The organism is Spirabiliibacterium falconis, assembly GCF_014885015.1.
In the GTDB taxonomy this organism is placed as follows: Bacteria; Pseudomonadota; Gammaproteobacteria; order Enterobacterales; family Pasteurellaceae; genus Spirabiliibacterium; species Spirabiliibacterium falconis.
Window position 1 is genome coordinate 1 of sequence record NZ_JABMIJ010000026.1, and the last position, 22,459, is coordinate 22,459.

The 22,459-nt window shown below is 43.2% G+C and carries 19 protein-coding genes and 1 riboswitch; of the genes, 8 read left to right on the forward strand and 11 right to left on the reverse strand.

Annotated elements, in window-relative coordinates:
* On the reverse strand, nucleotides 1-349 hold a 349-nt coding region (locus HPC40_RS09015; RefSeq protein ID WP_208119169.1), incomplete at its 3' end, for a hypothetical protein.
* Nucleotides 350-692: 343 nt separating this feature from the next.
* Between HPC40_RS09015 and acnB the strand changes: the two genes are divergently transcribed.
* Both acnB and HPC40_RS09025 read left to right on the forward strand, forming a co-directional pair.
* The gene (acnB, locus tag HPC40_RS09020) at nucleotides 693-3,299 is read left to right on the forward strand and encodes a bifunctional aconitate hydratase 2/2-methylisocitrate dehydratase (RefSeq protein WP_208119170.1); all 2,607 of its coding nucleotides are present in this window, start codon (nucleotides 693-695) and stop codon (nucleotides 3,297-3,299) included.
* Between the two features lie 55 nt (nucleotides 3,300-3,354).
* Nucleotides 3,355-4,440, forward strand: coding sequence for a metallophosphoesterase (locus HPC40_RS09025; RefSeq protein ID WP_208119171.1), 1,086 nt, complete (start codon nucleotides 3,355-3,357; stop codon nucleotides 4,438-4,440).
* A gap of 38 nt (nucleotides 4,441-4,478) precedes the next feature.
* Here the strand turns inward: HPC40_RS09025 and gyrA are convergent, their stop codons facing one another.
* From gyrA to rho, 10 genes are all read right to left on the reverse strand, one after another.
* The gene (gene gyrA, locus HPC40_RS09030; protein WP_208119172.1) at nucleotides 4,479-7,133 is read right to left on the reverse strand and encodes a DNA topoisomerase (ATP-hydrolyzing) subunit A; all 2,655 of its coding nucleotides are present in this window, start codon (nucleotides 7,131-7,133) and stop codon (nucleotides 4,479-4,481) included.
* Nucleotides 7,134-7,216: 83 nt separating this feature from the next.
* Nucleotides 7,217-7,843: a C40 family peptidase gene (locus HPC40_RS09035; RefSeq protein ID WP_208119173.1), complete on the reverse strand. Its 627-nt coding sequence runs from the start codon at nucleotides 7,841-7,843 to the stop codon at nucleotides 7,217-7,219.
* A 2-nt stretch (nucleotides 7,844-7,845) separates the two neighbouring features.
* Complete coding sequence (locus HPC40_RS09040; RefSeq protein WP_208119174.1) at nucleotides 7,846-8,250, reverse strand: DUF4878 domain-containing protein; 405 nt, start codon at nucleotides 8,248-8,250, stop codon at nucleotides 7,846-7,848.
* A gap of 9 nt (nucleotides 8,251-8,259) precedes the next feature.
* Nucleotides 8,260-9,270, reverse strand: a complete 1,011-nt coding sequence (gene bioB, locus HPC40_RS09045; RefSeq protein WP_208119175.1) for a biotin synthase BioB — start codon at nucleotides 9,268-9,270, stop codon at nucleotides 8,260-8,262.
* A 70-nt stretch (nucleotides 9,271-9,340) separates the two neighbouring features.
* Nucleotides 9,341-9,970 carry a thiamine ABC transporter ATP-binding protein gene (thiQ, locus tag HPC40_RS09050; RefSeq protein ID WP_208119176.1) on the reverse strand — a complete coding sequence of 210 codons (630 nt, stop codon included), beginning with the start codon at nucleotides 9,968-9,970 and terminating at the stop codon, nucleotides 9,341-9,343.
* A complete protein-coding gene (thiP, locus tag HPC40_RS09055) occupies nucleotides 9,954-11,552 on the reverse strand; it encodes a thiamine/thiamine pyrophosphate ABC transporter permease (protein ID WP_208119177.1) in 1,599 nt (532 codons plus the stop codon). Before thiP ends, thiQ begins: the two co-directional genes overlap by 17 nt.
* The gene (gene thiB / locus HPC40_RS09060; RefSeq protein WP_208119178.1) at nucleotides 11,553-12,551 is read right to left on the reverse strand and encodes a thiamine ABC transporter substrate binding subunit; all 999 of its coding nucleotides are present in this window, start codon (nucleotides 12,549-12,551) and stop codon (nucleotides 11,553-11,555) included.
* 35 nt (nucleotides 12,552-12,586) lie between these two features.
* Nucleotides 12,587-12,678, reverse strand: a riboswitch (TPP riboswitch).
* 47 nt (nucleotides 12,679-12,725) lie between these two features.
* Nucleotides 12,726-13,154, reverse strand: coding sequence for an RrF2 family transcriptional regulator (locus tag HPC40_RS09065; protein WP_208119179.1), 429 nt, complete (start codon nucleotides 13,152-13,154; stop codon nucleotides 12,726-12,728).
* A gap of 99 nt (nucleotides 13,155-13,253) precedes the next feature.
* Nucleotides 13,254-14,729 carry a YdgA family protein gene (locus HPC40_RS09070; protein ID WP_208119180.1) on the reverse strand — a complete coding sequence of 492 codons (1,476 nt, stop codon included), beginning with the start codon at nucleotides 14,727-14,729 and terminating at the stop codon, nucleotides 13,254-13,256.
* Nucleotides 14,730-14,826: 97 nt separating this feature from the next.
* Nucleotides 14,827-16,089 (reverse strand): transcription termination factor Rho, encoded by a 1,263-nt coding sequence (gene rho, locus HPC40_RS09075; protein WP_208119209.1) that lies wholly within the window; start codon nucleotides 16,087-16,089, stop codon nucleotides 14,827-14,829.
* Nucleotides 16,090-16,324: 235 nt separating this feature from the next.
* Here rho and rhlB point away from each other — a divergent pair, with 235 nt between their 5' ends.
* From rhlB to HPC40_RS09105, 6 genes are all read left to right on the forward strand, one after another.
* Entirely contained in the window at nucleotides 16,325-17,587 is a 1,263-nt protein-coding gene (rhlB, locus tag HPC40_RS09080) for an ATP-dependent RNA helicase RhlB (RefSeq protein WP_208119181.1), read from the forward strand.
* Between the two features lie 107 nt (nucleotides 17,588-17,694).
* A complete protein-coding gene (gene rsfS / locus HPC40_RS09085) occupies nucleotides 17,695-18,021 on the forward strand; it encodes a ribosome silencing factor (RefSeq protein ID WP_208119182.1) in 327 nt (108 codons plus the stop codon).
* A gap of 1 nt (nucleotide 18,022) precedes the next feature.
* The gene (rlmH, locus tag HPC40_RS09090) at nucleotides 18,023-18,490 is read left to right on the forward strand and encodes a 23S rRNA (pseudouridine(1915)-N(3))-methyltransferase RlmH (protein WP_208119183.1); all 468 of its coding nucleotides are present in this window, start codon (nucleotides 18,023-18,025) and stop codon (nucleotides 18,488-18,490) included.
* 15 nt (nucleotides 18,491-18,505) lie between these two features.
* A complete protein-coding gene (gene mrdA / locus HPC40_RS09095) occupies nucleotides 18,506-20,413 on the forward strand; it encodes a penicillin-binding protein 2 (protein WP_208119184.1) in 1,908 nt (635 codons plus the stop codon).
* Nucleotides 20,406-21,521: a rod shape-determining protein RodA gene (gene rodA / locus HPC40_RS09100; protein ID WP_208119185.1), complete on the forward strand. Its 1,116-nt coding sequence runs from the start codon at nucleotides 20,406-20,408 to the stop codon at nucleotides 21,519-21,521. The genes mrdA and rodA overlap by 8 nt, the downstream gene beginning before the upstream one ends.
* Nucleotides 21,522-21,540: 19 nt before the next feature.
* Nucleotides 21,541-22,443, forward strand: coding sequence for a septal ring lytic transglycosylase RlpA family protein (locus HPC40_RS09105; RefSeq protein WP_208119186.1), 903 nt, complete (start codon nucleotides 21,541-21,543; stop codon nucleotides 22,441-22,443).
* The last annotated feature ends 16 nt before the right edge of the window (nucleotides 22,444-22,459 follow it).

Here is a 22,459-nt window from a genome sequence, read left to right on the forward strand (position 1 = left end):
CGGCTTTACGAGCTTCTTCCGCTTTACGTTGAGCCTCTTCTTTGGCTTTTTGAGCCTCTACTTTAGCTTTTTCGGCAGCGCGTTTGCTTTCTTCATCTGCTTTTTTAGCTGCTTCTTGGGCTTTCGCTTTGGCATCTGCTTCCGCTTTTTTCGCTTTTGCTTCTGCATCTTTTTGTGCTTGCTTAGCTTTATCAACTGCTTTTTGAGTATCTGTTTTGGTTTGGGTTACTTTTTTATCCAATTGAGATGAGGCACTGTCTGTTGAAAAAGAACCACCACTCGATCCACAGGCGACAGCACCGAGGGAGATGAGGATGGCTAATGCAGTTGTTTTGATTGTCGGTTTCATTTTTGTGTCCTTTACGTTAGGTTTAATAGAAAATTTGAGTGGTGTTTAGGCCGTTTTGCTGAAATTTTGCTTAAACAGACTAAGTTTAAAAAAAAAAAAAAAAAACAATGGGATAGCGATCTTTTTTGTGATTTTTTGATCTTTGTCATATTTTTCAAACCGCACTTTGGGTTTTGAAGCGTGTGAGGGGCGTGTGAGAGAAGTGCAAAGTGCGGTCAAAAATATGATCTATGCCTAAAATTTGAAATAAACACGGGGATTGTGGCAGAGTATGCAACAATTTTATAACAAAATTATGTTATAATCTGAGCAACGAATACTTTTACTGTCAATGAGGTGGACAATGTCAGATTTTCTACAAAACTACCGTACAAAAGCACAAGAGCGTGAGGCACAAGGTATTGTGCCCGAGCCGTTGAATGCGGAGCAAACCGCACAGTTAGTTGAGTTACTCAAAAATCCTATCGCAGGCGAAGAGGCTTTTTTATTAAACTTGTTTGAGCAACGTGTGCCAGCGGGTGTTGATGAGGCGGCATATGTGAAGGCTTCATTTTTATCCGCATTAGTTAGCGGTGATGTGACTTCGCCTTTGATTAGCCCTGAAAGTGCGGTTGAGATTTTAGGCACAATGCAGGGAGGCTATAATATTGAGCCGATGATTAATGCGTTGGATAATGAAAAACTAGCACCACTGGCGGCTAAAGCATTGTCGAAAACGTTGTTGATGTTTGATAGTTTTCATGATGTGGAGGAAAAGGCAAAGGCAGGTAATCCTTATGCGAAGGCGATTTTGGAATCGTGGGCGAATGCGCAGTGGTTTTTAGATCGTCCAAAATTGGACGATAAAATTACGGTAACGGTATTTAAAGTGACGGGGGAAACCAATACCGATGATCTTTCGCCCGCACAAGATGCGTGGTCGCGCCCAGATATTCCGTTGCATGCGTTAGCGATGTTGAAAAATAGCCGTGATGGGATAGAGCCTGATGTGGAAGGTGAAATTGGCCCGATGAAGCAAATTGCAGCGTTGAAAGAGAAAGGATTCCCGCTAGCGTATGTCGGCGATGTGGTTGGTACGGGATCGTCGCGTAAATCGGCGACAAATTCAGTATTGTGGTTGATGGGGGAAGATATTCCTTATGTGCCGAATAAGCGTGCGGGTGGCGTGGTATTAGGTGGTAAAATTGCACCTATTTTCTTTAATACCCTTGAAGATGCGGGGGCTTTGCCTGTGGAGGTGGATGTTTCCGCACTTGAAATGGGGGATGTGATTGATATTTATCCTTATCACGGCAAAATTTGCAAACACGATAGTGATGAGGTGTTAGCAGAATTTGAATTAAAAACCCAAGTATTATTGGATGAAGTGCGAGCCGGGGGGCGTATTCCATTAATTATTGGACGAGGTTTAACCCACAAAGCGCGTGTTGCACTTGGACTTGGGGAAAGTGATGTGTTTGCTAAACCACGCAGCACAGAACAAAGTAGTAAAGGTTATACCTTAGCGCAAAAATTGGTGGGTAAAGCCTGTGGTGTGGAGGGCATTCGCCCAGGGCAATACTGTGAACCAAGAATGACATCAGTTGGCTCACAAGATACAACAGGACCGATGACCCGTGATGAACTTAAAGATCTTGCTTGTTTAGGATTTTCGGCTGATTTGGTGATGCAGTCTTTTTGCCATACGGCGGCGTATCCAAAACCAGTGGATGTGAATACGCACCATACTTTGCCTGATTTTATTATGAATCGTGGTGGGGTGTCGCTACGTCCAGGTGATGGTATTATTCACTCGTGGCTCAATCGTATGCTATTGCCTGATACCGTTGGCACAGGCGGGGATTCACATACACGCTTCCCAATTGGTATTTCTTTCCCAGCGGGTTCTGGTTTGGTGGCATTTGCGGCCGCTACAGGCGTGATGCCATTAGATATGCCAGAATCTGTATTGGTGCGTTTTTCTGGTACTATGCAACCTGGAATTACGTTGCGTGATTTAGTGCATGCTATTCCGTATTATGCTATTCAGCAAGGGCTGCTCACGGTGGAGAAAAAGGGCAAAAAGAATATTTTCTCAGGGCGTATTTTGGAAATTGAAGGGCTTGAGCATCTCAAAATTGAACAAGCATTCGAACTGTCTGATGCCTCGGCAGAGCGTAGTGCGGCGGCATGTACCATTAAGTTGGATAAAGAACCTATCATTGAATATCTCACGTCTAATATCACGTTGTTAAAATGGATGATTGCAGAAGGCTACGGTGACGCACGCACCCTTGAACGCCGCGTGAAAGCGATGCAGGCATGGCTTGAAAATCCTGAATTGATGCACGCAGATCCTGATGCAGAATATGCTGCCGTGATCGACATTAATATGGATGAAATTAAAGAGCCGATTTTATGTGCACCGAATGATCCAGATGATGCTCGTAAACTTTCAGAGGTGGCGGGTGATAAAATTGATGAGGTCTTTATTGGTTCATGCATGACCAATATTGGGCATTTCCGTGCGGCAGGGAAATTACTCAATAAATTTAAAGATGTGATTCCAACCCGTTTATGGGTCGCACCACCGACGAAAATGGATGCGACATTGTTAAGTGATGAAGGCTATTACAGTATTTTTGGTAAGAGCGGTGCTCGTATGGAAATGCCGGGTTGCTCGTTGTGTATGGGCAACCAAGCACGTGTTGCGCCGAAATCTACTGTAGTATCAACTTCAACCCGTAATTTCCCGAACCGTTTAGGTCAAGGTGCGAACGTTTATCTTGCTTCAGCAGAGCTTGCGGCTGTGGCGGCATTGCTCGGACGATTACCAAGCCCTGAGGAATATTTGGATTATGTTGCCTCCTTGCAAGAAGACAAAGACGATACCTACCGCTATATGAACTTTGATCAAATCAGCCAATTCGCGAAAAAAGCCGATGAGGTGATTTTTCAAACATCAGTATAGCTTTCAATAATAAGCTATAATCCCCCTCTTTTTGGGGGATTTTTTTAGGAGTATTATGCCAGCGCGTTATCTCATTATTTTCATTTGCATACTTATTTTGGCTCAGTTACTCATTTGGGTGGTGAGTCGAGGGGTATGCTGGTATTTTCGACCATGGCTTAGCGTGCGTGCGGAGAAAGTGTTGAAAGGCTTATTTTGGCTTGTGCCAAATGCCATTTTGTTATTAACTGCTACTCGCACGTTTCCATTATTTAGGATCAGTGCTATTTTGCTGTTTTTGCTTGTTTATATGGCGATAATTACCGCACTTTGTTCATTGTTATACAAAATAGGCACGCAAAAATACAAAAGTGCGGTTAGCAAAGGGATTCGTGTGTTATCACCGATGGCGTTGGCAGCGGTGATTTCGCTGGGGCTTTACAATGCTTACACGCCTGTCGTACGTCATTATGCGTTTCACAGTGATAAACTGCAAGGCAGTTTGCGAGTGGCATTGATTGCGGATTTGCATCTAGGCACAATTTTTGGCAAAGCCCAGTTAGATAAACTCGCAGACATTCTTCAAGCAGAGAAGAGCGATATTGTGTTGATTCCTGGCGATTTGATGGATGATAATACTGATGTGTTTGATGCAGAAAATATGCAACCGCACTTAGCAAAAATTCAAGCCCCGCTTGGTGTTTACGCCACGTTAGGTAATCATGATTTTCATAGTCAACAGGCGATTACTCGCGCGGTAGAAGGGGCGGGGATTCAGGTGTTAACAGATACAAGTGTGTTAGTCGATAATCGTTTTTATCTGATTGGACGCAACGATCGTTTGTCTAAAAATCGCCCAAGTACAACGGCGTTACTGGCGCAGTTACCATCGGATAATAAACTACGGATTTTGCTTGACCATCGTCCAGATGAAGTTGATGACAATGCTCGTTTACCATTAGATATGCAAGTGTCGGGGCATACGCATAAAGGGCAAGTATTTCCCGCTAATCTCATTACTGGCATGTTATATACGCTCGATCATGGTTATCTTGAGCTCAATAACCGCCACTTTTTTGTGACATCTGGTTATGGATTATGGGGCATTCCATTTCGTATTGGTTCCCAATCAGAAGTGATGATCATTGATATTAATCCATAAAAAATGCACCCGAAGGTGCATTTTCAACAGTGCGGTTGTTATTGTGCGGGTTCTTCCGTATTGACTTCAACCGCACTTTCGTTTTCGTCCTCGTCATCAAGGTCACAAATACGTTCAAGTCCAACTACATTTTCACCCTCAATGGTGCGAATAAGCCGCACACCTTGTGTGTTGCGCCCTACGGTGCTAACTTCGCTAACCCGTGTGCGTACAAGTGTACCTGCATCGGTGATCAACATAATTTGATCGGCTTCTTCCACTTGAACAGCGGCGACGACTTTCCCATTACGCTCGCTGACTTTAATGGAGATGACACCTTTGGTGTTGCGTGATTTGGCTGGATATTCCGCCAGCACGGTGCGTTTGCCGTAACCGTTTTGAGTAGCGGTTAAAATGGCACCGTCATTTTTCGGCACAACGAGGGAAACCACTTTATCCACATTTAAATCTAATTCGGTATTTTCATCGCCACTGTCATCATTATCCGATTCATCGTCGCTGATGTCATTGGTTAAGGCTAGTTTTATGCCTCTCACCCCTGTTGCCGTCCGCCCCATGGCACGAACAGCTTCTTCATGGAACCGTACCACACGACCTTGAGATGAGAAGAGCATAATTTCATTTTCGCCATCAGTAATATCAACGCCGATCAGTTCATCATTGTCGCGTAAATTAATGGCAATTAAACCACTGGCACGTGGACGGCTGAATTCGGTCAGTGCAGTTTTCTTCACTGTACCACTGGCGGTTGCCATAAAGACAAATTTATTCTCTTCATATTCGCCGACTGGCAAGATAGCGGTAATGCGTTCATCTTGCTGCAATGGTAGAATATTGACAATTGGGCGACCTCGTGCGCCACGGCTAGCTTGCGGTAATTGGAATACCCGCAACCAATATAAACGTCCTCGGCTAGAAAAGCACAAAATAGTATCGTGGGTGTTGGCAACTAATAATCGCTCAATAAAATCCTCTTCTTTCATTTTGGTGGCCGATTTCCCTTTGCCACCGCGGCGTTGTGCCTCGTAGTCTGAAAGCGGTTGATATTTTACATAGCCTTCGTGGGATAGTGTAACCACCACATCTTCTTGTGCGATTAAATCTTCTAAATTAATATCAGCGGAGCTTGCCGTAATTTCGGTGCGACGTTGGTCGTTGAATTGCGTTTTGATCTCCTCTAACTCTTCACGGATCACTTCCATTAAGCGTTCAGGATTATTCAAAATTTTCAGCAACTCGCCAATGGTGTCAAGTAAGGCTTTGTATTCATCTAATAATTTATCGTGCTCAAGACCAGTCAGTTTTTGCAAACGTAAATCCAAAATGGCTTGTGCTTGTACCTCAGTGAGGTAGTATTGATCATCGTGAATGCCGTATTGCTCAGCTAAATCTTCAGGACGAGCAGCATGAACACCTGCCGCGGCAAGCATATCTCGTACGTTACCAAGTGCCCAAGGTTGAGCTAAAAGTGCGGTTTTCGCCGCTTGTGGGGTTGGTGCCTTGCGGATAACTTCAATCACGGGATCGATATTTGCGAGTGCAATGGCAAGCCCTTCTAAAATATGTGCTCGCTCACGTGCTTTACGCAGTTCATACACGGTACGGCGTGTAACGACTTCACGGCGGTGCAGCACAAAGGCTTCGATCAACTCTTTCAGATTAAGCAATTTCGGCTGACCGTGATGGAGTGCAACAATGTTGATCCCAAAGGTCACTTGCAATTGGGTGAGGGAATACAGATTATTGAGCACCACTTCGCCCACGGCATCGCGTTTAACTTCAATGACAATACGCATGCCATCTTTATCCGATTCGTCACGCAAGCCGCTGATGCCCTCGACTTTTTTGTCTTTTACTAACTCGGCAATTTTTTCAATGAGGCGTGCCTTATTCACTTGATATGGAATTTCGTGCACGATAATGGTTTCACGCCCTTTGCTGTCGGTTTCAACTTCGGCTTTGGCGCGTACATAAATTTTGCCTCGCCCCGTTTTATACGCATCTTCAATGCCTTTGCGACCATTTATAATCGCGGCGGTTGGAAAATCTGGGCCGGGAATATGCGTCATCAATTCATCAATAGTGATGTCATCATTCTCAATATAAGCCAAACAACCGCTGATCACTTCGCCTAAATTGTGAGGCGGAATGTTGGTTGCCATACCCACAGCGATACCACTTGAACCGTTGACTAATAAATTAGGCACGCGGGTTGGTAGCACGTCTGGAATTTGTTCAGAACCATCATAGTTTGGAACAAAGTCAACGGTTTCTTTGTCGAGATCGGCCAGCAAGGAATGGGCGATTTTGCTCATTCTCGCTTCGGTGTAACGCATTGCCGCAGGGGAATCGCCATCCACAGATCCGAAGTTCCCTTGCCCATCCACTAACGGATAGCGTAGTGAGAAAGGTTGTGCCATACGCACTAAAGTATCATACACCGCACTATCACCATGTGGGTGATACTTACCGATGACGTCACCAACAATACGAGCAGATTTGCGATAGGGCTTATTGTAATCATTGCCGCCCACGCCCATTGCGTAGAGCACACGGCGGTGTACAGGTTTTAAACCGTCACGCACATCAGGCAATGCACGCCCAACGATCACCGACATAGCATAATCAAGATACGAGGATTTCATCTCCTCTTCGATGTTGATAGGGGTTATATCTTTTGCAAATTCACTCATTGAAACTTCCTAGCTAGGACTGTCAAAAAATTGGTAGAATTATAGCATAAAAGTGCGGTCAACACACGTCAAAACCGCACTTTTCACTCTGGATAGCTTTGATAGAGTATTTCAGTGTCGGGATAATGTTCAAACGCACGTGGCATAAGGTATTCCCCTTGCATTAATGGCACGGAAATGGCTTGCCAATGCGGTTGAAAAGTGGGCAGAACCGATTGAATATGATCTGCTAACAATGTGGTGCAATATAAGTGCGGTTGATTTTTAGTCGCGAGACGAAATGGTTGTCCTTCGGTTTGCCGCAGGCGTTGGGCAATCTCGTGTTTTTGAGATAGCGTCAAAAAGTGCGGTCGAATGATCATATAAGCGTGAGCGAGATTTGGGCTTAAAAATTCACGCAGGGGAGAGAGAAAGACTTGATTCTTTTCGTGATAACCGTCGTCAGTTGTGGCATGAATCACCAGTGGCACAGGCTCGGTAGCGACAATCATCCCAATATGCGAGAAACGTGAGTTTGACACTTGCATAATGATTTTGCTGTCTAATGTGGTGCCTTGACGCAATACCCAATCTCCAATGTGTAGCTTTGGCAGGTGCGAAATATCGTGTAGTGACCGCACTTTGGGGTAGTGAAATGTCGTAAGTAGCAGTAGGCAAGTAAAAAAGGCGAGCCATTGCACGCCTTTTTTCGCATAAGAGAATATCATCACCGTTACAGCTTAACTTTCCAGCCATCATCCGTCTTGATTACACGTATCTGCCTTAAAATCGGTTCTGCTTTTTTAAACTCCACTTTAACAGAGACTGAGGCTTGATTTTTATCTTGTTCATCAAAGACAGCATTTTCTGCATGCACCGTTTTTAAGCCGCCTTTTTGCTTCGCATTCTCTTGGTTTTCTTGTGCTGTTTCTGCCAGTTTACCTTTGATTAAATCATTGATGCCCGCTTGTTGTTTGTCTTTTTCACTGATATAAATGAGTTTCATTGCAGCATCAATATCGCCTTGATATATGGCTTGCACATAACTGGCAGCCGCACTTTCAGGGCTGTTATTGTCTGCGCCACCACAGGCAACCAAGGTAAACAGTGCAAGCACCAGTGCGAATAATTTTTTCATATATACTCCTTAATTGTCATCAGTGTTTTGATTGTCTAGGCTTTCTGGATATAAGTCAAGTTTTGCCATCAATGCCATATCACTGTCTTCTTGTGGCAATGGCGTGGTAAGCAGTTTATCGCCATAAAAAATGGAATTTGCACCCGCCATAAAACACATCGCTTGCACACTTTCTGACATGCCGTGTCGACCAGCAGAAAGGCGTACATAACTTTTAGGCATTGTAATTCTTGCCACCGCAATCGTTCGGACGAATTCTGTCCAGTCGAGTTCTTCGGCGTCCATCATCGGCGTGCCTTCCACTTTGACCAGCTGATTGATGGGCACAGACTCAGGTTGCGGATCAAGGTTGGCAAGGCTGGCGATTAAGCCTGCTCGTTCTTTACGTGTTTCGTTCATACCCACAATGCCGCCACAGCACACTTTTAAGCCTGCTTGCCGCACTTTGCCGAGCGTGTTGATGCGATCATCAAAACGACGAGTGCCGATCACCTCTTTGTAATGCTCTGGTGCGGTATCAAGATTGTGGTTGTAGTAATCTAACCCTGCGGCTTTAAATTGTTCTGCCATGCCATCTTGCAATAAGCCAAAGGTACCGCAGGTTTCCATACCAAGATCTTTCACCGCTTTAATAATTTTAGTCAGTTTTTCCACATCTTTGGGTTTAGGACCACGCCACGCTGCCCCCATACAAAATCGCCCAGCCCCGCGAGATTTTGCAATTTTTGCTTTTTCGATAATTTCTTCAACATCAAGTAATTGCTGATTTTGCACACCCGTTTGATAACGTGCCGATTGAGGGCAGTAACCACAATCTTCAGGGCAACCACCTGTTTTAATAGAAAGCAGGGTGGAAAGTTGGATCGCTTGGGGATTAAAGCTAGCACGATGGACTTGTGCAGCACGGAAAATTAAGTCTAAAAATGGCGTTTCAAATAGGGCTTCAACTTTGCACACCGACCAATATTCAACGCTTGGGTGTGGGGTCAGCTGGCTTAACTCAATAGGTTGTACGCTCATTTAACATCCTTTTATATAGTCGTTATTGTTGGGCTATGGTAACGGAAAATGACAATTTACTTAAGCGAATTTATCGTATTTTTCCATTTTCGACAACCAAAGTGCGGTCAATGACGTGTTCTACTTCGCGTAGCTGATGGGTGACCATCACGACGGTTAATTGCTTTGTTTGGCTAATGGTAGAGATTAATGTCAGCATATCACTTCGTAGTTGGGGATCAAGTGCGGAAAAGGGTTCATCCAGTAATAAAATAGGTTTGTCGCGCAACAGTGTTCTTGCCAGTGCGACGCGTTGTTTTTGCCCTCCTGAAAGGGCTTCTGGCGTTCTATCTAACAATGCGCTGATGTCCATGTGTTGAGCAATCTCTTCAATTTGTGCATAGTGATGTGCTGTTGCTTTTAAGTGCGGTTGTAATCCCAGCAACATATTTTGTGCACAAGTTAAATGGTTGAATAAATTGTGCTCTTGAAAGAGCATCGAAACAGGGCGAAGATACGGTGCGGTGTTACTGTGGTTTTGTGCGTTAAGCCAAATTTGCCCGCGTTGTGGCAATAAAAACCCCGCCATTAAATTGAGCAAGGTGGATTTACCCGCTCCACTTTTGCCGACTAAGGCGATATGCTCGCCTTTTTGAATCTGGAGATTAAATAAAAACTCGGTATTATCAAAGCGAAATGCTACATCAGAAAGTGCGATCATCGTATTTCTCAATTAACATAAACAGGAGAGCACATAAGAGTAAAAGTACAAGTGCGGTCAATGCACCATCGGTTGAGCGATAATGCCCTAATTGCTGATACAAAAGCCGTGGTAACGAAGTAAAATCTTGATTGCCAAATAATGCAATGGCAGTGAAATCACCCAGTGATAAAGCACAGGCGTAAGCATATGCCGTGCGTAATGCTTGGCGTAAATTTACCCATTCAATTAAACGAAAACGTTGCCAGCCACGAACCCCTAGTGATTGGCAAAGGCGGTGATAACGTTGCATATTGTCATACATGGTCGGTTGTAAGATACGCAATATAAACGGCATCGCAATGAGTGCATTACACACTGCCACGACACAAAATAGCAGATAGGTGTTATCCAATTCACGCAGCAACAGATATAGCCCCGTTGCGATGACCAACATAGGGAGTGCCAAAATGGTCATGCCGAGATTGATGATCTCATGTGCACTTTTGCTAAAGCCATAATAATGTAATTGGCGAGCACATAGCAGTAAGGCGAGACTGAATAACACACTCAGTAACCCTGCACTGAGTGACAACCCTAGAGAAAAGCGTGTGGCGAGCCACAAATCAGATAATGTTGTGCGCTCTAAAGAAGAAAGTGCGGTCAAACCTTGCACGAGAATATGCAATAAAGGAAGGGCAATAAATAAACTCAGTGCAATAAGGCACAGACTATGCACAAACGTAAAAGTGCGGTTAAGTGGTGGTAAATAGAGCGTGTGCGTGCTAGTTGCACTGGTTTTCTCCGCTCTAAAGAAATGCGTGAAGCGAAAAAGGATACTGCAGATAATTAATTGCACAATGGCAAGCATTGCAGCTTTACCTAAATCAAAATCAAAGGTAAGAGCTTGATAAATGGCCACTTCGAGTGTGGTGTATTTTGGACCACCACCAAGGGTTAACACAATTGCAAAGCTGGTAAAACAGAGCATAAAAATCAACATAATGCTGGGCATTAACTGTTTTTTTAGATAAGGCAATTCAAGAATATGAAACAAATTAATATTGCGAATATTCAGCTGAGTGGCGAGTTTATATTGCTCCGCAGGAATGCTTTGTAGAGCGTTTAAAAACAGTTTTGTTGCTAAGGGGAGGTTAAAAAAGAGATGAGCGAGTAAAATGCCCGAGAGTCCGTAAATTGAAAATGCTTCACGCTCACCGAAAAAATGCAAAGTGCGGTTTAACCAACCAGAAATGCCATACACGCCCAGCAGCCCAAACACCGCCACTAATGTGGGCAGAACAAACGTGAGAGAACAGAGCTTGAGCAAGAGTGTTTTGCCATAAAATGTGCGGTGATGTAAGGCGTGCGCACAGAGAATACCAAGGCTAATGCTCAATGCTGTGCTTAATGAGGCTTGCCATAAACTAAACGTCAGAATATGCCAAAAGTAACTTGATTGCCAGAATTCAAGCCAGCGATGGTGCTGTGCATTCAGCAAGAGTTGACCGGCACTATTGAGATAAAGTGCGGTTAAAAAAAGGGCAACACCGATGCCAGCTAGGCATTGCCCAAGGGAGAGCTGCTTTAAAGCCCCTTTCATTTAGTGACTAAGAGCCTGTTGCCAAACTTCAATTTGTGCTTTGCTTTGAATATTACTTGGATACGGAACAGGCAAACTTTTAAATGGCGTAAAGCTGTCGTATTGCGCATTAATTGAGGTTTTAATCACTGGCAACATCACATTTTTTAATGCGATCGTTTTTTGTGCCTCAGGGCTGATTAAAAAGGCTAAAAATTGATCCGCTAGTTTAGGGTGTAGTGCACTTTTGGTTTTTGCAGCTAGCTCAATTTGTAAAATGTGTCCTTCTGTAAACGGTGCAGCCACATAATTATCTTTACCTTCATTGAGTTGGTGATAAAGTGGTGATGTATTGTAACTTAACACCATATCGGCTTCACCTTTCAAAAATGCTCCGTAGCTTTCTGACCAACCTTTCCCCACTGTTACCGTGTGTGATGCCAGTGTTTTCCACGCCTCTGCAACGCGATCTTTCGGATAAACGCTATTAATCCACGCTAATAAACCACGTCCAACCGTTGAGGTACGTGGATCTTGATAAATAATTTGAATATCTTTGCGCGTAATAAGTTCTTGCAAACTTTGCGGTGGATTTTTCAGTTTTTGCTTATCGTAAATAAAGGCATATTGCCCATAATCATACGGCAAAAAGGTGTGATTATCCCATTTTTGTGGCAGTGCGAGCGTGTCTAGATTGACATTATTTCTCGCAAAGAGATTGGAAATTTCTGCTTCTGGCATAAGATTATTATCTAAACCGATCACTACATCCACTTTTGCTTTGGAACCTTGCAAACGCAAGCGGTTGAACATTGTCACGCCATCTTCAAATGTGATGAAATTCACTTCACAACCGCACTTTTGTTCAAAAGCGACTTTTAAATCATTTCCTGGTCCCCATTTTGAGGTGAAAGAATCATAACTATATACATTTAATACAGGCTTATTATCAGCGTTTGCATACGTTATTGAAAGTGCGGTTATAAGTGCGGTTGTGAGAATCGTTTTTTTGATAGTCATAGGAAATCCTTTTTATTGTTAAAAAGGATCTAAGTGCGGTATCCCGTCTCAAATCCCTTCGCTGCTACTAATCAGATCAGGTTCAATGGGTATTTTCTCAGCACAATGTGCACCCCAATGAGAACAATTTATCATAACCAAAGAGTGGCGTGGGGTAAAGTAAAAATGTTAGTTTTATGTTGTAATTCGAGGGTAAAACTGTGCGGGTAAGAGTTCAGGTTGGCTGATAACATCGTGCAAGGAGTATTGGCGCAACATGCTGTAAAACGCCGCCAGTGCTTGTTCAAAAATGCTGGGAAGCTGGCAATGAGGCACAATGCAGCAGTCAGTGCATTTTACATAGGGATCATCACCTTCTACTTTTTGGATAATATCGCCTAAATTGATTTTTTCGGGCGTGTTAGCGAGTAAAATGCCGCCCCCTTTACCCCGTTTAGAAATAATAAACCCCAGTTTGCTTAGGTTATGAATCACTTTCATTAAATGGTTTTCTGAGATTTGATAAGCATGAGCAATTTCTTGAATGGTGCTTAGGGCATCTTTTTTCATTGCAAGATAAATTAATACTCGTAGGCTATAATCCGTAAACTTATTTAATTTCATCGGCGTATCTCACTCATCAGTTTGAGATAGTATAACACAAATTGTAAAGTGCGGTCAGGCGAAAAATAAAGGCGATTACATCGCCTTTATATTGAATGATTAATAAAAGCCAGCACCGAGAATGCCGAGCAGTAGCATATTGGTGATGTCTTTTTCAGGGATGACAGTGCCGTTGAGTTTCAATTCACCATTGTCGAGCTTGAGCTCAAGGGTATATTGATTGTCATTTTGCTTGTGCAAAATGTTCTCTGCTACCGCACTTTGCAGAATGTCATCGACCTCTGCTTGTACTTCCGCTTGTGTCGTTTGTTCGTCGGAGGCATCATCAATCAAGGCTAAGCTTTTCATAGTTTCGGTTAATGCGGGTTTGCTTACCTCAGCATTGACATCAAGACGCTCAAACAGTGAGAGCACTTTGCCTTTCATCAAGGCTTTTTGCCAATCTGCTTGTGCAAAAGCGATGTCGGCGGTGAGTTTGTTTTCACCTTGGCTATTTTTTAGGCTGAGTGGATTTAAGACAATTTGCGGTTGGTTTTGCATCAACTGCATTAGGTGTTGCTGTAATGCGTGAGAAATCTCTTCTTCATTCACATCACCTGATTGAACGTTACGTATGACATTCATAAATTGATTTAAGGCGTTTGCGTCAAGATGATTTAACGCTAGATCGTAGGCCAGTTTACCTAAATTTTGCTTTTCAATATGAAGTTGATCAATTTGCATTTTGGAGGTGATATTAACCTTATTTTGTTTTAAGGTTACATCACCAGCGGTTTGTATGTTTTTCATCACGAAAGCGGGAGACACAGAATCAACGGCATCTTGCGTATAAATTTCAACTAAGCCAATGTTGACCTGTTGTTGACCTTCACTGAGATATTGATAGTCAGTTGGTGTGTAATCTGATTTTAATTCAATATCTTTGATATTCAATGAGATCGGTGTTTCATCACTGTCTTTTTCGTCAATACTATTTTTAAGCACAATGTGCTCAATTTTTGCCGTGATTTGTCCAACGCCATTGAGATCAGTATCGCTTTCTATGTTAAATGGCGTGGAGGTAAACTCACTCTTACCATCTTCACTGCGAAGATTAAATGCAGCAATAGAGAGTGTTTGGGCAACTTGCTTGTTGTACCCCATTGTGAAGGTGCTTTTTAACGGCGTTTTTTTATTGCTGGCTTCAAATAATAGGTTGATACTTGGATCATTGAGGACTTCAAAACTACCGCTTGCCATAACAGGAAGCCAGCGGAAAGTCATTAATCGCGAAAGAGGGAATGGACCATGCTCAACGTAGGCTTTTAACGGTATAGTGTAGGTTTTATTGTCATCGGTATCTGTAATGATTAACTGATCTTGAATATCCGTACTAAACAGATGTTTGTCATATTTTGTGGTTTTATATTGAATTTTATAAGGTGAAGTGAGAGACAGATGGGTAAATTCAGTATTCACACGCTCGACTAATTGCGGATATTGTTCTGCAAGAATGTTGCCTGAATACCAACTTCCTCCAAGCCAAGCACTCCCTAATAATGCGGCTAGCGTGATTGCAATATGGCGTTTTTTCATCTTATTCTTTCCTTAACATTGTAACATATTTGTTACTATAACAGCTTATCACTAAAAAAACACCCGCAAAGTGCGGGTGTGTTGACTAAAAGTGCGGTTATGAGCGTTTCATCACTTCAAAAAACTCTTCGTTGGTTTTTGCCATGGCGAGTTTATCCAGTAAGAATTCCATTGCTTCAATTTCGCCCATTGGGTGTACAATCTTACGAAGAATCCACATTTTTTGTAGCTCATCAGGTGTGGTAAGTAATTCTTCTTTACGCGTACCTGAACGGTTGAAATCAATTGCTGGGAATACCCGTTTTTCGGCAATTTTGCGTGAAAGGTGCAGTTCCATATTACCCGTGCCTTTAAATTCTTCGTAGATGACCTCGTCCATTTTGGAGCCTGTATCTACAAGTGCGGTTGCAATAATGGTTAAGCTGCCGCCTTCTTCCACGTTACGTGCCGCACCAAAAAAGCGTTTCGGGCGATGAAGTGCATTGGCATCCACACCACCCGATAAAATCTTGCCTGATGCAGGGGTCACCGTGTTATAGGCGCGAGCAAGGCGGGTGATGGAGTCCAGTAAAATCACGACATCTTTTTTATGTTCAACCAAACGTTTTGCTTTTTCGATCACCATTTCAGCAACTTGGACATGGCGTGTGGCGGGTTCATCAAAGGTTGAGGCAACCACTTCACCTTTGACCATCCGTTGCATTTCAGTAACCTCTTCAGGACGCTCATCAATAAGAAGCACCATCAGTACGCACTCTGGATAATTATAGGTGATACTTTGGGCGATGCTTTGTAGTAACATTGTTTTCCCCGCTTTGGGAGGGGCGACAATTAAACCACGTTGACCTTTTCCAATAGGCGCGGCAAGGTCTAAGATACGTGAGGTTAAGTCCTCAGTTGAGCCATTACCACGCTCCATGTGCATACGTGAGTTTGCATGCAATGGGGTTAAATTTTCAAATAAAATCTTGTTACGAGAAATTTCGGGTTTATCTGCATTAACTTCTTTGATTTTTAAGAGCGCAAAATAGCGTTCGCCTTCTTTAGGTGGTCTGATTTTGCCTTCAATGGTATCACCTGTGCGTAGGTTGAAGCGACGAATTTGGCTAGGTGAAACATAAATATCATCGGGACCTGCAAGGTAGGAACTATCCGCTGATCGTAAGAAACCAAAGCCGTCGGGTAAAATTTCCAATACCCCATTGCCAAAGATGTCTTCCCCACTTTTGGCGTGTTGTTTTAAAATGGCGAAAATAATATCTTGTTTGCGTAAACGTGCGAGGTTTTCTAAGCCCATTTGTTCTTCGCCGAGCTTTACCAGCTCAGAGACAGGCGTGTTTTTAAGTTCTGTTAAATTCATAGTTAAGAGAAGTAAATTTGATTTAAGAGTTGATTTAATGACATGTGAAAGTGCGGTTGCACTTGACAGTTTTTGAATGTGCATAACGTTACCATTAAAACAGTCCAGTGTCTAGCCCGATTTCAGAATAATCGTGGATAGACGGCTGATCTGTGATAAAAATCAAGATTATTTTGTGGATAACGTACCAAAATGCTATGCTTAACACTTTAACGAAACGATGCAAGGATTTGCCATGGAAAAAGATACTCATTTAACCTCGTTGCGCTTTAGTGAACTGCCTTTGCACCCACAAGTCGCGCGTGCGCTTGCACATAAAGGGTTTGATTTTTGCACACCGATTCAGGCGTTGAGTTTACCCATTACCCTTGCAGGGCGTGATGTGGCGGGGCAGGCTCAAACGGGCACTGGCAAAACGATGGCATTTTTGATTGCCACCTTTCATCATCTGTTAAAAGATACACAAAGTGCGGTTCGCAATAATCAGCCGCGCGCATTAATACTGGCACCCACGCGCGAATTAGCGGTACAAATTGCACACGATGCCGACACCTTGAGTACGCAAACAGGGCTTAAAACTGCACTTGCGTATGGCGGGGATGGGTATGATAAGCAACTGAAAGCCATTGAGCAGGGCGTAGATGTATTAATTGGCACAACAGGGCGCGTGATTGATTATGTGAAGCAAAACATCATTGAACTTGATAAAATCCAAGTTGTGGTGCTAGATGAAGCAGATCGTATGTTCGACTTGGGCTTTATTCGTGATATTCGCTATTTATTGCGTCGCTGTCCTAACAGCCGTGATCGTCTGACAATGCTATTTTCAGCAACGCTCTCTTATCGTGTACGCGAGTTAGCCTTTGAGGATATGAATGAGCCTGAATATATCGAAATTGAGCCTGCACAAAAAACGGCGAGTAAAATTACCGAAGAGCTGTTTTATCCGTCCAATCAAGACAAAATGCGTCTGCTACAAACACTGATTGAAGAAGAGTGGCCAGAGCGTTGCATTATTTTTGCCAATACGAAGCATCAATGCGAAACAATTTGGGCACATTTAGCGGCTGATGGACATCGTGTAGGACTGCTAACTGGCGATGTGGCACAAAATAAACGTTTAGCATTATTAGAAAAATTTACGCGTGGCGAATTGGATATTCTGGTCGCAACGGATGTGGCGGCGCGTGGCTTGCATATCCCAGCGGTAACGCACGTTTTCAATTATGATCTGCCTGATGATTGTGAAGATTATGTGCATCGCATTGGTCGTACAGGGCGGGCGGGGCAAGCAGGAAAGTCAATCAGTTTTGCCTGTGAGCAATATGCGATGAATTTGCCCGCGATTGAAACCTATATTGGGCATCATATTCCGGTTAGTCAATACGATGAAACCGCACTTTTAGACGATTTGCCAGCACCGCAGCGTCGCCGTCGCTCAGCACCAACACGCGTGAATAATCGCAGCCCTTCTCGTCGTAAAAACTATTCTCGTTAACCCTAAACCGCACTTTGTCTTGTTAAAGTGCGGTCAATTATTTCGCTTTTCGTGCAAGTGCGGTTATAATCTCGCTTTTATTTTGTCTTTTTCACATTCAAGAATACATGGGGAAACTTTTGCAAGATTCGTTAGTCAAAACAGTAACAACAATTTTAGATGATTTAAAAGCCAGCGACATTGATGTGTTTGATGTGCGTGGCAACAGTGGTATTACGGATAATATGGTGATCTGCACGGGTACATCAAGCCGCCATGTCGGGTCAATTGCGCAAAACCTAACTGAGCAATGTAAAAAGTGCGGTTTTGAGGCATTTGGGTCTGAGGGCATTGAAACAGCTGATTGGGTGGTGGTTGATTTCGGGCAAGTGATTGTGCATGTGATGCAGCAAGAAAGCCGCGATTTATACCAATTAGAAAAACTTTGGGGTTAAGGTGAAAATTCAGCTCATTGCTGTTGGTGTGAAAATGCCAAGTTGGATCAGTGAAGGCTTTTATGAATATCAACGCCGCTTTCCAAAAGATATGCCATTAGAGCTTATTGAAATCCCTGCGGGTAAACGTGGTAAAAATGCAGACATTAAGCGGATTCTGGATAAAGAAGGTGAGTTGATGCTGGCAGCTTGTGGTAAATCATTGATCGTTACCCTTGATATTCCAGGTAAGCCATGGACAACGGAACAGCTAGCGAGCCAACTTGAGAGCTGGAAGCACGATGGGCGTGATGTTAGTTTGCTCATTGGTGGACCTGAGGGGCTGTCAAGTGCGGTTAAACAAGCGGCAGATCGTAGCTGGTCTCTTTCACCACTAACGTTACCGCATCCGTTGGTGCGAGTGGTGGTCGCAGAAAGTTTGTATCGGGCATGGAGTTTATCAACCAATCACCCTTACCATCGTGAATAAAGAGAAAGTGCGGTTGTGAAAGAGATTATTCGAGATAATAAAGCCGAGCAGAACCTGTTCTTACGTCGGGTTTTGGTGGCGTTTATTGGCGTTATTGTATTGCTTGGCTTGTTATTACTCAATCTCTATCATTTGCAAGTGCGTGATTTTGATAATTACCAAACACGCTCTAATGGTAACCGCATAAAACTTTTACCAGTGCCACCTACTCGCGGATTAATTTATGACCGCAATGGGCATGTACTGGCGGAAAATTTAACGTTTTTTGGGCTATATATCATACCTGAGAAAACGGAAAACTTAGAGCAAACGTACGCACAATTACGCCAAATTGTAGGCTTACAGGATGAAGACATTGAGGCCTTTAAAAAAGAGCGGCGACGCAATTCACGTTATACGCCAATTCTGCTTAAACCCAATTTAACCGAAGAACAAATTGCCCGTTTTGCGGTGGAGCAGTATCGCTTTCCGAGCCTTGAAGTTCGACCTTATTTTAAGCGTCATTACCCGTATGGCGAGGATATGACGCACATTTTAGGCTATGTAGCTAAAATCAATGATAAAGACGTTGAAAAGCTGAAAAAAGACGATAAATTTGCGAATTATGCGGGCTCGAGCGACATTGGTAAACTTGGCATTGAGCGTTACTATGAAGACCAATTGCATGGCGAAGTGGGTTTTGAAGAGGTGGAAGTTAATAACCGCGGTAAAGTTATTCGTACATTACGCCAGCAACCAGCGGTGTCGGGCAAAAGTATTAAATTGACTATTGATATTGACCTGCAACGTTACATACGCCAACTGCTTGATGGGCGACGTGGTGCAGTGGTGGTACTTGATCCTCGTGATAATAGTATTTTGGCGATGGTATCAAGCCCAACGTATGACAATAATTTATTTGTAGGGGGGATTTCTGGCAAGGATTACCGCACTTTACTCAATGATCCCGACCGCCCATTATATAGTCGAACAACACAAGGTGCGTTTCCCCCCGCTTCTACGATCAAACCCTTTGCTGCTGTCGCCGCTCTGCAAGAGGGTGTGATTAGCACCAGTACAACCATTTATGATCCGGGTTATTGGGTTTTACCTGGCACAGAGCGACGCTATCGTGATTGGTTGAAAAGTGGGCATGGGCGGCTGAATTTGAATAAAGCCATTATGGAATCGGCGGATACCTATTTCTATCAAGTGGTTTATGATATGGGAATTACGCGCTTTTCTAATTGGATGAAAAAATTTGGCTTTGGTTTGCCAACAGGGGTGGATATTCGGGAGGAGACCACGGGTGTGATGCCTGATCGTGAATGGAAACGTAAACGTTTTAAAAAGTCATGGGTCATTGGGGATACCATTCCCGTCGGCATTGGGCAAGGATACTGGACAGCGACACCATTACAGGTGGTGAAAGCATTGAGCATTCTGATTAATAATGGCAAGGTCAATACACCGCACTTTATGAAAGAAATTATTGGTAATGAGATTGAACCCTATCAGGATCCTAAATTATACGAAGATATTACAGGGGTACCAAATGCCTATTGGCAAGCGGCAAAACAAGGGATGTTTTCCGTATTATATGGTGCATCAGGCACAGCACGCAAAGCATTTACGGGCATGCCTTATTATGCAGCAGGAAAATCAGGTACAGCGCAGGTATTCGGTTTAAAAGAAAACCAAAAATATGATGCAAAAAGTTTAGCTAAGCACCTGCATGATCATGCATGGTTTATCGCATTTGCACCGTATAATGATCCGAAAATTGCACTCTCTATCTTTTTAGAAAATGCAGGTGGTGGTTCAAGCAATGCAGCACCACTTGCACGTCAAATTATGGATTATTATTTGTTAAAAATGGGGCATATTAAGGATGATGCCAAAACACAAAGTGCGGTCATAGGCGAGGAGGGCAACAGTGAGTGAGGAGAAACGCTTTCTCGGTGGGCTATGGGCACGTTGCCACTTGGATTTTTGGCTCTTTTTGGGTTTGGTGGTGATCAGTAGCTATGGTTTGATTGTGCTATATAGTGCCTCAGGTGCAAGTGAGGTAATGTTTCAAAGCCGTATGATTCAAATTGGATTGGGTTTTACGGTCATGATTGTGATGGCGCAGTTACCGCCACGTTTTTATGAGCGGATTGCACCGTATTGGTATGTGCTTGGTATTTTGTTATTAATTTTAGTTGATGTCTTTGGAACGACAAGTAAAGGTGCGCAGCGATGGCTGAATCTAGGGCTATTTCGCTTTCAGCCCTCAGAGATTGTTAAATTGTCTGTACCACTGATGGTTGCGGTATATTTGGGGCGACAGAAATTGCCGCCAAGCCTGATTAGTACGTTTATCGCACTGGGTATGATTTTTGTTCCCACCATTTTGGTTGCTATTCAACCTGATTTAGGGACCTCTATTTTAGTTAGCGCATCAGGCATATTTGTTGTATTCTTAGCTGGCATGAGCTGGCGATTAATTGCAATTGCGGTGGTCGGATTAGCTGGTTTTATCCCGATTATGTGGTATTTTCTGATGCATGACTATCAGCGGACACGAGTCATGACGCTGTTTGATCCAGAGTCTGATCCATTAGGTGCGGGGTATCATATTATTCAGTCAAAAATTGCGATTGGCTCAGGCGGTTTATTTGGTAAAGGTTGGATGCAAGGTACACAATCACAACTGGAATTTTTGCCAGAACCGCATACAGATTTTATTTTTGCGGTGCTCGGTGAAGAGCATGGCTTAATTGGGGTGTTAATTCTACTTGCCATTTATATGTTTATTATCATTCGTGGTTTAATCATTGCAGGCAAGGCAGAAACCTCATTTGGACGCACATTAACAGGTGCGATAATATTAATCTTTTTTGTTTATATTTTTGTCAACATCGGTATGGTGAGCGGGATATTACCAGTTGTTGGCGTTCCTTTGCCGCTTGTTAGCTATGGCGGAACGTCGTTTGTGACGTTAATGGCTGGGTTTGGACTCATTATGTCTATTCATACCCACAAGCGCAAAATAACCCAATATCATTAAGATATTGAGAGGACTTTTTATGAAATACACTAAACTTACATTTTGTGGGCTGTTGGCTCTGTGTTTGAGTGTTCAGACCGCACTTGCTAGTTCAGGTAACGCGCTGGAGAAGTATTACGGTGTGAAAGGGCCAACACTAAGCCAAACAGCGAAAGGCAAAAGCCACTCCTACACCGTGAAAGGGACAACCTATAAAACGTTAACTCACGAGGCGGCAAAAGCATACTCGGTTACCGGCATCGCCAGTTTTTATGCCAAAAAATTTAATGGGCGTAAAACCGCTAGTGGTGAAATTTATAATGAAAATTTACTCACAGCAGCACATAAACATTTGCCTATTCCGTCTTATGTTTTAGTGACCAATATCCAAAATGGGCGAAAAGTGGTGGTGCGTATAAATGATCGTGGTCCATTTATTGGGGATCGTAAAATTGATTTATCCAAGGCAGCAGCGCGTGAGTTAGGCATGCTGAATCGTGGGACAGCTAAAGTCAAATTAGACATTGTGCATGTTGATCGTCATGGGAACATTAGTGGTCCAGGCGGGGAAAAACTACTGACCATTGCGAAGCAGAAAAATTTACCCTTACCAGGGCAAAAAGATGCGCAAAACGCCGTTGAAATCGCACAAACCAAAAAGCAAAGTGCGGTCAAAACAGCACAAAACGCACCGCAAAACGTGAGCGTGTCTGCCCATACTTATGAGTTGCAAAGTGTTAATTTAAAGAGTGATCAACAAGCGAAAGCATTAATCGCAAAATTAACGATGGATAATATCGACAGTGAGATTATCCGCGAAGGAGATCACTACAAAGTCAAATTTGGACCTATTGCTAATAGAACAATGGTTAACCAGCTCAAATCACAATTAGTGAAAGAAGGGCATCGTGATAATATTTTATATTCTTATAACGCTAAATAAGACAAAGGATGTTTGC